The organism is Streptomyces sp. NPDC091282 (assembly GCF_044757385.1).
Taxonomy (GTDB): domain Bacteria; phylum Actinomycetota; class Actinomycetes; order Streptomycetales; family Streptomycetaceae; genus Streptomyces; species Streptomyces gramineus.
This window is the reverse complement of record NZ_JBIVUX010000012.1, coordinates 30,343-42,893: the sequence shown is the minus strand read 5'-3', so window position 1 is coordinate 42,893 and position 12,551 is coordinate 30,343. Positions and strand designations below refer to the sequence as shown.

At 68.3% G+C, this 12,551-nt stretch carries 12 protein-coding genes; 6 read left to right on the top strand and 6 right to left on the bottom strand.

The features are described 5' to 3' along the window. Window positions 1–127 precede the first annotated feature (127 nt). Window positions 128–1,048 (bottom strand): LysR family transcriptional regulator, encoded by a 921-nt coding sequence (locus ACIQOE_RS37955; RefSeq protein WP_401416522.1) that lies wholly within the window; start codon window positions 1,046–1,048, stop codon window positions 128–130. 98 nt (window positions 1,049–1,146) lie between these two features. On the opposite strand from ACIQOE_RS37955, the gene ACIQOE_RS37950 reads away from it, so the two are divergent. Beyond that, entirely contained in the window at window positions 1,147–1,890 is a 744-nt protein-coding gene (locus ACIQOE_RS37950) for an SDR family oxidoreductase (RefSeq protein WP_365577227.1), read from the top strand. Between the two features lie 87 nt (window positions 1,891–1,977). Here the strand turns inward: ACIQOE_RS37950 and ACIQOE_RS37945 are convergent, their stop codons facing one another. Then, window positions 1,978–2,868: a hypothetical protein gene (locus ACIQOE_RS37945; RefSeq protein WP_401416520.1), complete on the bottom strand. Its 891-nt coding sequence runs from the start codon at window positions 2,866–2,868 to the stop codon at window positions 1,978–1,980. Between the two features lie 168 nt (window positions 2,869–3,036). Between ACIQOE_RS37945 and ACIQOE_RS37940 the strand changes: the two genes are divergently transcribed. Further along, entirely contained in the window at window positions 3,037–3,702 is a 666-nt protein-coding gene (locus ACIQOE_RS37940; RefSeq protein WP_401416704.1) for a nitroreductase, read from the top strand. A 174-nt stretch (window positions 3,703–3,876) separates the two neighbouring features. On the opposite strand, the gene ACIQOE_RS37935 is transcribed toward ACIQOE_RS37940, so the two are convergent. Further along, window positions 3,877–4,335 (bottom strand): hypothetical protein, encoded by a 459-nt coding sequence (locus ACIQOE_RS37935; protein WP_351324758.1) that lies wholly within the window; start codon window positions 4,333–4,335, stop codon window positions 3,877–3,879. 456 nt (window positions 4,336–4,791) lie between these two features. Between ACIQOE_RS37935 and ACIQOE_RS37930 the strand changes: the two genes are divergently transcribed. Further along, window positions 4,792–5,202, top strand: coding sequence for a VOC family protein (locus ACIQOE_RS37930; RefSeq protein ID WP_401416518.1), 411 nt, complete (start codon window positions 4,792–4,794; stop codon window positions 5,200–5,202). A 144-nt stretch (window positions 5,203–5,346) separates the two neighbouring features. Here the strand turns inward: ACIQOE_RS37930 and ACIQOE_RS37925 are convergent, their stop codons facing one another. Then, window positions 5,347–5,475, bottom strand: a complete 129-nt coding sequence (locus ACIQOE_RS37925; RefSeq protein ID WP_365564555.1) for a hypothetical protein — start codon at window positions 5,473–5,475, stop codon at window positions 5,347–5,349. 578 nt (window positions 5,476–6,053) lie between these two features. Between ACIQOE_RS37925 and ACIQOE_RS37920 the strand changes: the two genes are divergently transcribed. Then, window positions 6,054–6,953, top strand: coding sequence for a DMT family transporter (locus ACIQOE_RS37920; RefSeq protein WP_365564552.1), 900 nt, complete (start codon window positions 6,054–6,056; stop codon window positions 6,951–6,953). A gap of 23 nt (window positions 6,954–6,976) precedes the next feature. Here the strand turns inward: ACIQOE_RS37920 and ACIQOE_RS37915 are convergent, their stop codons facing one another. Then, window positions 6,977–7,576, bottom strand: a complete 600-nt coding sequence (locus tag ACIQOE_RS37915; protein ID WP_365577237.1) for a TetR/AcrR family transcriptional regulator — start codon at window positions 7,574–7,576, stop codon at window positions 6,977–6,979. Window positions 7,577–7,769: 193 nt separating this feature from the next. Here ACIQOE_RS37915 and ACIQOE_RS37910 point away from each other — a divergent pair, with 193 nt between their 5' ends. Together ACIQOE_RS37910 and ACIQOE_RS37905 are read left to right on the top strand one after the other, a co-directional pair. Next, on the top strand, window positions 7,770–8,324 hold the full coding sequence (locus tag ACIQOE_RS37910; RefSeq protein ID WP_401416514.1) for an ATP-binding protein: 555 nt from the start codon (window positions 7,770–7,772) through the stop codon (window positions 8,322–8,324). Window positions 8,325–8,613: 289 nt separating this feature from the next. Continuing rightward, window positions 8,614–9,564, top strand: a complete 951-nt coding sequence (locus ACIQOE_RS37905; protein WP_401416511.1) for an RNA-binding protein — start codon at window positions 8,614–8,616, stop codon at window positions 9,562–9,564. Between the two features lie 156 nt (window positions 9,565–9,720). Here the strand turns inward: ACIQOE_RS37905 and ACIQOE_RS37900 are convergent, their stop codons facing one another. Further along, complete coding sequence (locus ACIQOE_RS37900; protein WP_401416703.1) at window positions 9,721–12,546, bottom strand: FtsX-like permease family protein; 2,826 nt, start codon at window positions 12,544–12,546, stop codon at window positions 9,721–9,723. Window positions 12,547–12,551: the final 5 nt, after the last annotated feature.

Genomic DNA, 12,551 nt, shown 5'->3' with positions numbered 1-12,551 from the left:
CTTCAGTCAGAACCTGATGAGGGCGCCTTCCAGCTTGCGGTGCGGACACGGGTGAAATCCTGCACGATCGACGCGTATCTCTGCAGGAACGGCGCATCACGGCGACTTCTCCCGCGAGCCGGGTCCGTCAATGGGAGGCGATCGTCCGACCGACCGGCAGTTCGCCGTTCCTCGGCCGGGAGGCCGTGCCGAGCACCGCACGGGTGACGTCCGCCAGTGATCTGAGCAGAGGGTTCGGATCGTCGGCACGCGTGACGAGTACGACCTCGCAGGGATCGGCGTCGAGGACGGGGACCAGGGCGATGTCCCCGCGCGCGGCGGCGCGTCGATCACCGGCAGGGAAGAGCGCGACGCAGTGACCGGTGGCGATCAGCTCCAGCTTGTCCTCGTAGCTGTCGTCGCCCGCAGGCGGAGGCGGCGCCGGGCGGTCACCGACCGGTTTGGGCGTGCTCCAGACGACCGGCGTGCTGACGCAGCTCATCAGCTCCTCGTCCGACAGCGCCCGCATCCTGACAGCCTCCTCGCTCGCCAGAGGATGACGCACCGACGTGACGAGAACCCGCGACTCCTCACGGACCTTCGTCACCCGCAGGCCGTCCGTGGGGAAGGGCAGTGGGCGGTATGCGACGAGGGCGTCGATCCGGCCCTCGGTGAGCGCGTGCAGGCCCCGCCAGTCGAGGTGCCGGGTGCGGACCTGGCCCTCAGGATGCCGACGGCGCATTTCCTGCACGCAGGCGGTGATGACCAGTCCCTCGGTGTACCCGACGGTGACGCCAGGGGGCCCGACCGCGGCCCGGGCCGCGCGAGCAGCTAGTTCCGCATCTTGCAGCAGCGTCCGGGCCCTGGGCAGGAACGCCTGCCCGGCGTCGGTGAGGTGGCTGCCCTGCGGCGAACGGTCGAAGAGCCGGACGCCGAGCTGAGCCTCCAGCCGCTGGATCTGGCGGCTCAGCGACGGCTGCGCGAGGTGCAGACCGGCCGCGGCCCGGCCGAAGTTGCCGTACTCCGCCACGACCGTGAAATAGCGCACCAGCCGCAGATCGACGTCCATCCGCCCAGAGTACGTCGCGTGTCGCCATACGCCTGGGACATGACGGCATACGGAACAGGCCTTGGACAGGGGGTGCGGGTGGGTATTTGGCTGAGGGCATGACCACTTACGACGGCAAGAAGATCGTGATCACCGGTGGAAGCAGCGGTATCGGCCTGGCAGCGGCCCGGTTGTTCGCGGACGCCGGAGCCCACGTACTGATCACCGGCCGCACCCGATCCACCCTGGACGCCGCGCTGGAGCAGTTGGGGGACAGGGCGATCGCCGTCCGCAGCGACACCGCGTCGCTGAAGGACATCACCGAACTGGCCGGCACGGTCCAGCAGCGACTCGGGGCAGTGGACGCACTGTTCGTCAACGCCGGCGTCACCGCGTCCGCATCACTCGACTCGACGACGGAGGAGATGTACGACGAGGTGTTCGCCATCAACACCAAAGGCCCGTACTTCACGGTGCAGGCGCTGGCGCCGCTGCTGCGCGAGGGAAGCGGCGTGGTCCTCACCACGTCGGTGGTGAACGTCCTGGGCCTGGACGCGCTCGGTGTCTACTCGGCGAGCAAGGCGGCCCTGCGGTCGATGACACGCACCCTGGCCCGCGAATTGCTGCCGCGCAAGGTGCGCGTCAATGCCGTGAGTCCCGGCCCGATCGACTCGGGCATCCTCGACCGCTCCCTGCCCGCCGACGTCGTCGAGACGATGAAGGACACCTACCGGAGCACCATCCCGATGCAGCGGCTGGGCATGCCGGAGGAAGTAGCCGCCGCAGTGGCGTACTTGGCGTTCGGCGCGACTTTCTCGACAGGAATGGAGTTTCCTGTCGACGGAGGGGCGTCGCAACTCTGAAAGCCGTCCTGTACGGGAGATCTGCGCCGCAGTCGAGGTGCCAGCGGGCAGGGGTGCTCACCTGAGAACGGGTTTCGCCCCGATGCCTCACCTGGCCCGTGTTGGCGCCAGCCATCGTTCTGCCCGAGCCTGCTTGCCATGATCGCCGGAGGCCTGGGCCTCTTGCAGGAGACGGCTTCTCACAGGTTCAGGGAGGGCGGCAATATCCTCCTTCTGCTTGCGCCGGCTCTTCCAGCCGACGAGATGGCGAACCGCTCCGGCGTAGTGACGCGAGTCCGCACGGAAGTCCTGCAGACCGGCGACGATCTCGGTGATCGGCACATCCTTGAGCAGCAGGCCGGGCACCTCTTCGTGCAAGGGGAATCCCGAACAGCGGCCGCTGCCCGCGCCGCACCAGGCCAAAAGCGCCAGCGTCCTGGCGACGGGGTCCGGGAATGCCGGTTCCAGCCGCTCCCGTACTGCGTTCAGCAGGTCAGGAGAAGCCCGTTCACCGGTCCGTGAGAGCGAGAGAAGCCGATCGGAAAGGTCGTCCAGCGCGGTCGGCATCGCTGCTCGCCAGTGCGTGGCCTCCTTCTGGTCTCTTTCGCGCCGATGCTCGGTTTCTTCAAATTCCCGCAGTGGGCCTGGCACGCCGTGGCTGTCGAGCCAGAGCAGGAGAGGACGACCGTCAGTGAGGAGCGCGTCGCTGTCCCAGCCGTCCCAGCGAAGCGCCTCGCCGTGGTGGAGGACGACGGGGGTCAACTCCCCGTCGTCCGCATCGAGGAACTCGAAGCGGACGTCACCCGCACACATGCACCTGAATCCGGGCACGGCTTCGACCGCCATGGCGGTCCGCAGGCGGTCGAGTTCGGTCGGATCGGAAAGGTCGGCCAGAATCACGCCGTCGACGGAACCGGCGGAGCGGACGGCCTCCGTAACTTTTACACGGGAGGCGTGTTGCAGAACGGCGTCCAGCGCTGACGTTTCAGGCGTGCCCACTTTCAATCCTTCCGTCGGGTGCAGCTGCGTTCGCGATCTGGCGGTGGTCCCGCCACCTGCCGCAACGCCCGTTGCTCATCGTCGGGACGTCGTCCAATCTCCGGCGATGCTCGGTCCCGACCGCTGAATACGGTGGAGGAGTGCGGTGGGATGAGAGGACGCGAAGACGTGGATGTGTATGAAGCCGTGGACAGTCGCCGGGCCGTACGGGCGTTCAGCGATGAGCCCGTGCCCAAGGAGGTGCTCGAACGAGTGCTGACCGCAGCGACGCGGGCTCCGTCCAGCGGCAACCTCCAGCCGTGGCAGCTGTACGTCGTCACCGGCGCTCCCTTGGCAGCACTCAAGCGGACCGCAACGGCCAGGGCGCTGGCGGGTGACCCAGGTGATGAGCGGCAGTATCCGATGTACCCGGATGGGCTGGCCTCACTGTATCTGGGGCGCTTCTCCGCTGCGGCGGCTCTGCGGTACGAAGCGCTGGGGATCGAGCGCGACGACCCCGACCGGCCCAGGAAGATCGCCACCTTGAACTCGGAGGCGTTCGGCGCACCCGCCGTCCTGTTCTGCTACCTCGACCGGACGATGGGCCCCGGACAGTGGGCTGACGCGGGGATGTACCTGCAGACGGTCATGCTGTTGCTGAGAGCGGAGGGGCTGCACAGCTGCCCCCAGGTGATGTGGACCGTGTACCGGGAGACTGTCAGCCGGGCAGTCGGCGCCGGTGACGAACTCGTGCTGCTCTGCGGGGTCTCAGTAGGGTTCGAGAAGACGGGCGTGCCGCAACTGCGCACCGGGCGGGCGGACATGACAGAAACGGTGACCTTCGTCGGAGCGTGACCGCTGACGGCCGAGATCGACAAGACACCCCCCTGTGGTGAAGGGGTGGGCCGGACGTTGACAGCCTCACGTCCGGCCCGTCGACTCAGTCAACACCTGCCCAGACCGGGCTTGCCGTCGGCCTCAAGAGTCTCGGCCCCTTTGACGGGATGGCGTGCGTAGGACCTTTCGCGATCAGGTCTGGCACTGAGAGGTCGCCGCCCCGGTCCAGTTGCTCCAGGCGCCGCCGGCGGGTTTGACGTGGACCCGGATCTCGACCTTGGCATTGACGACGAAGCAGACGCGGGTGGTGCTGCCGATCTCGATAGGACCTTTGGTGGTGCGGCGGGGAACGAGGGTACGTCCGTTGCCGACTTTCACCCAGTGGCCACCGGAGACGACACGGAAGAAGGCTTCGTAGTCGACGTAGGCGGCGTGGGGTCCAGAGTTGGTCAGGACGACGTGGGCCTTGATATTGCGGGTGTAGATACGTCCTTCTTTGCCCTTGTCGGCACTGATGCAGCCGTGGGCGGCGATGCCCCGGGAAGAGACGGAGCCACCGCAGGCGACAGCGGTGGCGCGGGCGTTGGCGGTGGGGAGGAGGAGGGCGAGCGCGGTGGCGGAGGCCAGGGCCGCGGTGCGCATCAGACGCATGAGGAAGGTCCTCTCAGTGGGGGTGGATCCCACCTTCTCGCGAAATGTCTTCCTGGAAAAAACAGATCGCCGAACCGGGTGACAACCACGGTGACATGCGGCACGAAAGTGCGTACGAATGAGCGGAATGCGGCACGCAGTTCGACACACCGGAGCAACGCGGTCCACGAGGTCGGCTCGACTATCCGCCGGCGGCGACGAAAGCACCCAATAGGAGATAGTGGCTCGATCTGCGGACGGCTCACGGCCGAGGAACGGTGTTGCCCTCGCCCGCGGTGATCACTAAGGTCGGTCGCGTGACTGCCGGGTCGGCCTTGGGCCACGCACGAGTGAGTTTCCCGGCCTCGGCGTGAGCCCGAGGCGGGCCAGAGGCCCGCCCCCTTCTCCGTGTCTTTGCTCCCGGCGCCCGCCTACGGCGCCTTTCCAGCGGACCCCAAGACCGGAGACACACCACTGATGTCCTACGACCAGCCGTTCCCCCATGCCGGCGTGCAGCTGAACCACACGGCTGTCTACGCGAGCGACCGCTACCTGTCCGCCGAGTTCATCGCCACGATCCTGGGCCTGAAGGTGGGCACACCGTTTGGGCCGTTCTTGCCAGTTGACCTCGGCAACGGCGTGACGCTCGACTACTGCGACAAGAGAGACGCCGCGATCCAGTCGCAGCACTACGCCTTCCTCGTGCCCGACGAGCAGTTCGACGCTGTGATCGCCCGCCTGGGAGCGATCGGGGTCACCTACTACGCGGACCCCGGCCATACAGCGCCCGGCCGGATCAACGATCTGTTCGGTGGTCGCGGCGCCTACTTCGACGACCCGGACGGTCACAATATGGAGGTCATGACTCGGCCATACGCGCGCCCGTAGGGCATGACAGGGCTGCGATCAAGGGTAGGTCTTGCGGGCCGGCCGCCCCGGGAGCCCTTCTTCCGGCTGGCGGCCTGGTCCAGCTTCTCCGCGATCACGGGGTTGCAGAATCCCAGGAGGGCAGTCTCGGAGGGCGTCGTTCTTCTACCTCCGAGTGAGGTCGCTCGCAGTTGCGTTCGGCTGGGAGTTGCTCTCGCTGTGGTCGTTGATGGTGCAGGCGGCGAGCGCGGCGGCCGTGATGGCGACGGCGGCGATGACGTGGCGGATACGCATGCGGGGCATTTTCGCGGGCTTGGCGGTGGCAGTTGTGGACAACGGCGTTTCTGTGACGCTGCGTTCGACCGTGACGCCCGTCAGACGCCGCCATGAGGAGCCTGAGATGACGGAACACCCCCGACCAGTCGCACTTCCACGATCGCACGGACTCTCGAAGAAGAAGTGGGCTATCAGGCTGCCGTCGCGGTAGTAGCCGAACCAGGGGCGGTGGGCTGTCACGCCGCACGGTCCCGTCTCGAAGACTGTGCATCACCCCCCAGTCGGGTCATTCGCCGCAGGCTGAGCAGTCCTCGCGTGAGCGCATCGGGGCTTCGTTGCGCACGCTGAGCAGGACGGCCGGACTACCGAGCCTCCTCTTGATTTCCTGCTTCGGCGGGGCCCCACTTCCGGCACGACCTCTCATGTCGGCTGCACTCGACTAAAATCTGTGCAGAATTCACCGTTTGCATCGGTGAAACCCACCGGATTCGCCCGGTTGCGGGGTGTAACTGGAACCGGGGCGAAGGACGCCGTCACAGCGAGTCGAAACGACCCGCCCGGAAACCGGAGGCGATGCGGTCGACATGATTTTCGCAATGGCATTCGCCGTGCTCGCCGCCAGCAGCAACGCCTGGGGCACCGTCCTGCAGCGCCGCGCCGCAACCGCCACTCCCGAAGCGCGTTCCCCCTTCGGACTGGTTTTGGCCCTGGTGCGCAATCCCATCTGGCTCGGCGGCATCCTCGGGGTCGTCGGTTCGGCGCTGTTCCAGGCGCTGGCGCTCAACTTCGGCAGCCTGGCCGCCGTCCAGCCGATCTTCATCCTCGAACTGCCGCTCGCGCTGATCTTCGGCAGCCTCGTCTTCCACGTCGAAGTCTCCCGAAAGGCGTGGGGATGCGTCGTAGCCATCTTCGCGGGCCTGGCGATCAGTCTCTTCTCCGCCGCGCCCGCCGGCGGCCGAGAGCAGGTCCCCGGCATGTGGTGGATCCCGACCATCGTCGCCGTCGCCGTGGTGGAGACCGTCCTCATCACGGCCGGCCTGCGTCGCCCGCACGGCCTGGCCCGGGCCGCTTGCCTGGCCGCGGCGGCCGCGGTCGGCAACGCCCTCACGGCGGCGTTCGTGAAGTCCGCGACGCACATCCTGTCCCGGCAGGGAACCGTAGCCTTCCTCCTCGCCTGGCAGACCTACGCCTTCGCGGTCGTCGGCTCGCTCTCCATCGTGCTGCTGGGCTACGCCATGCAGGGCGGCCCCCTCATCGCCTCCCAGCCCGCGCTCACCCTGGGTGACGCCGTGGTCAGCTTCTGCCTCGGGGTCACCCTCTTCGCCGAATCGCCCCGCCAGGGCATGTGGCTCATGCCCGCCTTCCTGGGGGTCGCGCTGCTCTCGTACGGCGTTTTCGTGCTCTCCCGTACGCGCTGCCTGGCGAAATGCGTCGACCGGGACGAGGCGGGAGAGACGGACCAGGCGCAGCACCGCGCAGCGACGACGGTCCTCTAGGCGCTGTCGTACGCCGCGTGGTTTCACGCTGGCTTGTCCCATCCGGGTTCCAGGAGGTCCAGGAGGGCCTGGAAGGCTTTATGAGACCGGTCCCAGTGACCGTCGGCCAGCGGGGCGGTCAGCAGGCCGAGCGAGGCGTCGGCAAGCAAGGTGGCCTGTGTGCGCGCTCGCTCCGCGTCCATGCCGAGGTCGCGGAAGATGGCGGTGTACAGGCGGGTCCACTCACCGACGATGTTGCGCATGACAGGCCCGTAGCGGTGGGGATGGAGCACGCTGGTGCTCATGACCTCGAAGTAGAGGGGCAGTGTCGCGCGGACCTGGGGATCGGTGAACTGCTGCCAGACCTCCTCCAGGAAACGGCGCAGGTCCGCGGGAGTGGTGGGCGGGCCGACGGCTTCCAGCAGTGCCCGGGTGCGTAGGAGGGGGCGGCGCGCGTAGATGTCGAGGGCCTCGGCGACCATCTGTTCCTTGGTGCCGAAGTAGTACAGCAGCATGCGGTCGCTGGTGCCCAGGGCCTTGGCGAGGGGGCGCAGAGACAGGTCCGTGACACCGTGGAGTGTGACGTACTCGCGGACCTGGTCAAGAATCTCGCGTCGCTTGGCTGGATCGGGCGGGCGAGGCATGAGGTGCTCCTGGGGGCGGGTAGGCGGGAGTTCCGGGACGGTCCGTTTTCGGCGTTCTGAATGTATATTTACTGTAACGCCCGCTACATGTATATTTGGGGTGTAGCGACTGCTACGTGCAGAGCCTGGTGTACGCCAGGCGTGATCATCGGCGGGCCGTCCGTCCGGTCGGCAGCGAAGGGACTGATCCCCCATGTCCACCTGGGTCATCGGCTACCGCACGTCCTCCCACCGCGGACGGCCGTCCTCCCGCGCCACCGCACGTTCATGGCTCGCCCGGCAGTGGGCTCTGTGGTCCCGTCTGCTCGCGCCCCTGCAGCCGCTCGACGCGCCGCGCGGCTGCGCCACCGCCTTTGACGCCTCCTGGCCCCTGCGCCGGGAACTGACCTCCGTACGTCAGGCCCGACGTCTGGTGACGGCACAACTGGCCGACTGGGCCGTGAGTGATCTCTCCGACACCGCCGAGCTCCTGGTCAGCGAACTCGTCACCAACGCGCTGCGGCACACCCGCGGCCCGCTCAGGCTCAACCTGCAGCTGCGCGACCGCCGCCTGCTGTGCGAGGTCGAGGACACGGAGTCCGCCAGCCCGGCACGTGGCGTCGCCGACCTGGATGCCGAGAACGGCCGTGGCATCGAACTGCTCGACCTGCTCGCGGACGCCTGGGGCAGCGTCCGGACGGCCACCGGCAAGACCATGTGGTTCGAACTGCGGGCCGAGGGCCGCCCTCGTGAGACGCAAGCGCCATGATGACCATGCGGGCTCTTCCGCCGTGTATCCGGCGTGTTCGACGAACGGCTGATGCGGTCGGTCAGGCGGCAAGTCTTCTCCCGCACCAACCCGCCGCTGAAGGTCAATGTCGGGCGCCTCACGGAGGCTGGGGCCATCGAGGGTGTCAGCTCAAGCCGGCGCTCCGCTGACAGTGGCGGACAGGCGTACGCGGTCCAGCAGAAGGGGCTGATTGGGAGATCGCGGCAGGCACCCGGCGGGCCGTAGTCACGAACTACGCTGACATCCTTTCCAAAGCCCAGGGAGCAGCGTGCCGCCGTCCTTCGCCCACCGGATAACCAAGTACAACCCGGCTGATCGCGATGAGCATGGGCGCTACATCGGCGCCGAGGACACGGAGAGCGACCATGGGCCGGTCGAAGCGGCCTACTTGGAGGCGATCGCTGCATTCGCGCAGGAGTCGGGCATTGACCTGCTGGAGATCCGTGAACCGCAGGTCGCCGGCTTCGTCGGCTTTGGCCTTGAGACGTCGGTCGACGGGCACGGCCTCGCTGGGCTGTTCCCGTCCGACCTCACCGGCTACTACGACGGTGCCGAGGTCTCAGTACCGGTCGCGCTGGAACTGGTGCGGGCCATGCTCCGCGACCAGGGCGCCTGGTGCCGCCTGGAGCAGCAGAACACGTTCACCGTGCACGTCGGGTGGGATCAGTACGTCTACGTCGGCAGCGACCAGCCCTGTGAAGCAGCCGTCGCCCGGACCCGCGAACTCGGCCTGTTCGCGGAACCGGTCACGGCATCGCCCTACGCGGCAGACCTTGAGGAACGCGAGGTGACACAGCCTGCGGACGAGGAGTTCTGGGAACGAATACGCGCAGAACTGGCCACACCGCGGACGCTCCTCCTGGAGGAGGTCTACCTGCGCGGCGCCGTTCGCTGGCACCGTCTCACCGCGAACAATCTCGACACCGTCCGTGCCGTGCTCGGCCAACGGGCGCTCCTGACCGTCTGGCCCGGCCTCACCTCTGATGTCCAAGCGGTCCTTGCCGCGCTGCCCAAAGACGAATCCGTGCACTTCGTCTGGGAGACAGCGAACGGAACGATCCGCCACGCGACCGTCGACGAGACCGACCGCCAACAGCTCACCACCTGGGTGACAGGCGCGACGGCGGCATGCATCCTGCCTCTTGCCGTCGACAGGCACCACCCACTGTTCGAAGCCGCTCTACCTGACAATGACGGCGTGCTGCGCGCCAGGTGGTGACGTGGTTCGCCATTGGCGTCGGAGATTTCGGGGGAGGCGCGAGGGCGTGAGGGTGGCGACGTGGCCTGCCTGCCCCGTTCGGCAGGGGAGTACCCCGTCCCGTGATCACGAGTCGGGATACTCCCCTGTGCAAAGCCGCTGTTGGCGGTGGCCCGCTCAGTCCGCGGCGAGCAGGTGGGCGGGGGCGATGCGGGACAGCCCCCGGATCGGCACCGCAAGCGCCGCCACCACCAGGGCGGTCGCCGCGAGCGTGGCCAGCAGCGCGGCGCCGGCGACGGTGAACAGGTGTCCGTGCAGGACGCCTTGGCCGAGGACCAGCACGCCGGCCAGACCGGCCACCGCACCGGCGAGACCGCCCAGCAGAGCCAACCCGATTCCCTCGTAGAGGGTCAGCTTCGCCAGCTCGCGGTTGGTCCAGCCGGTCGCCCGCAACACCGCCAGATCGGCGGCGCGTTCGCGCTGCGAGATGACCAGGACGTCGATGGCGCCGGCGGCGCCCAGCAGCAGGGACAGGGCGACGCTGAGATAGTCGGCCCCGCGCGCCTGTGCCACCACGGCACTGCCGAGCAACGACCCGGCCACCTCGCCCCGGAAGGCCAGCGTCAGGGCGAGCAGCAGCGTGAAGGCCGCCACCCCCAGCGCCAGCCCTGCCGCACCCAGCAGCGTGCGGCCCCGCACCCGCAGCAGGTTGAGCACGGCCAGTCCGGCCACCGAACGCACCGGGCGTGCGTGGCGGCTCGCCGTCACCGGAGGCCGGACGGCTTCCATCGGTCCCAGTCGGGTGGCGAGCCAGGCGGGGATCAGGCCCGCAGCGGTGGCCAGCAGAAGTGCCACGGGGAGTACGAGGAGCGACTTGGTGCCGGCTTCGGGCTGTCCCAGTACCCGGCCCAGCACGTATGCGAGCACCGTGCCCGCGGCTCCGGCGGCCAGCCCGATCACGGCCAGTTCGCCGAGGACCAGGCGGAGCACCTCGCCGCCGCTCCACCCTAGGCAGCGCAGCGTGCCGATCTCGGTGCGGCGCGAGCGCACCGAGGCCAGCGCCGCCTGGCCGAGGAAGAGCGCGCACACGACGAGGACCAGGACGAAGAGCACCGCGCTCTTGGTGTCGACCGCCCGGAGGATGCGCAGTGCCACCCCCTTGGCGACCCAACGCTCAGTCACTCGTGCCGAGTTGCTCAGTGCCACCGTCTGCGGCGCGGGCGAGCTGCCGACGGTGACGTCGACCTGGAGCCGGGGGTAGGCGGCCCGAATCTTCCCGGCCACCGCGTTCACCCGCGCCCGGGAGGCGGTGTCGACGCCGGTCACCCCGGCCACCCGGATCCTGATCGCGCTGACCGGCGCCTTGTCCTGGAGGCTCGGGACCCGGCGGCTCTTGGCGAGCGCGGTGACGGAGTCCAGCGTCGTCAGCATGGTGGGCGGCGGGCTGACGTATCCGCCCAGATTTCGGTCGGGCCGCAGCGGCTTGCCGTGGAGCTTCGCGCGGGTCGCGTCGTCCGCGCCGGTGACCTGCGGCGTCTGGTAGGTCTCCAACGGGGTGTCGGACAAGGGTGAGAAGCCGCGCAGTTTGCCGGTGTCGTAGCGGCCGACCAGGCGGACGAAGGGATTGGGCAGGCGCCCGGAGTCAACGCCCGCGCAGGTACCCAGTCCGATGCATTCCGTGGCGGCGTGGCTGGTCACCTTCCGGTACTGGGTGCCCTGGTGGTTCTCCTCGGGGACGCCTGGGAACGGCTGCCGGTTGGAGTTGGTGATCCACAGGCCGGGCTTCTGCGGAGGCTGCGACTGCGCGGCGAGGTCACCGTCGGAGGTCCGGCGGTAGCTGACCGGGCCGACCGTCCAGTAGGCCCCGGTGTCGAACGAGTCCTCGTTCAGGGCCTTTTGGTAGCCCTTGCTCAGGTCGACCCGCGTCGTGCCCACCGCGGTGCCGTGCAGGCTCCGGACGAAGCTGTCGGCTGTCGGGTTGCCCAGTTTCGAGGGAAGTTGGGCCGGGTCGCCGACATCAAGCCGCTCGACCGTGGCGTCGAGTGAGCCGGCGGTCAGCGGGTCGTCGCTGAGCAACGCCGGGATGTAGGAGTCGTGCTGTCCGTGAACGCTCTCGGCGGACGACACCGTGTACGGCTTGTCCTGCTCGGTGAGCATGCGGCCCGAGGCGATGGTGTCACCGAGGCCCACCAGCCGGTCCTCGGCCACCGGATCGACGGCGGACAGCAGCACGGGATAACTGACCGGAACGTCGATGGTGGCCTTGTCCCGGCCGGACTGGCAGTTCATCCGCGAGCTCAGGTCCGGGTCGAAGGGAGACCTGTCCCTGAGGTCCTCGGCGATGTTGTTCGGCTTCATGGGCAGTTGCAGGTTGAACTCGGTCTGCTCGGTCTTGTCCCCGTTGAAGTAGAAGCAGACGTCGTACTTCCCCTTGAGCCGGTACCGTTGGGTGTCCTTGTCGGCCGCGCCCGCTTCCAGGGTGTCGGACTCGAAGAGGTGGTCCGACTCGGATGCCGACGTCAGGGGGGAGCGGGTGAGGTAGACGTACTCGTCCGAGGTGCGGTAACTGCCCAGTCCGGAGGTGAGCTTGGGGCTGATGCGCAGGATCTGCCGGGCCGCCTTGCCGTCCAGGAAGCGGGACACGTCCACCGTGACGGTGCTCGCCACCATGAGGTAGCCGATGTTGGCGACGGGCGCGGCCACGTCGACCCCGGCCATGCCACGGATGCGCCGGTACTGGTCCATGGTGATGCCGCCGAACGTGCCGGACAGGAAGTTCGGCGTGACCAGTCCGCTCTGCCGCTCCACGTCCGTCTGCGAGTCGGGCGGGCGGACCAGGACGTCGTACGCGGACCGTGCGTTCTTCCGTACGGTGCCCACGGTGGTCGCCTGGCTCGTGCTCACCGTCGCGGTCAGCAGGGTGAAGCTGGTCGCCGCCACCAGGATTCCGGCGGCCAGGGCCAGCGCGCGCCCGCGGCGCCTCCGGAGCTGATCGAGGATCATCGTGA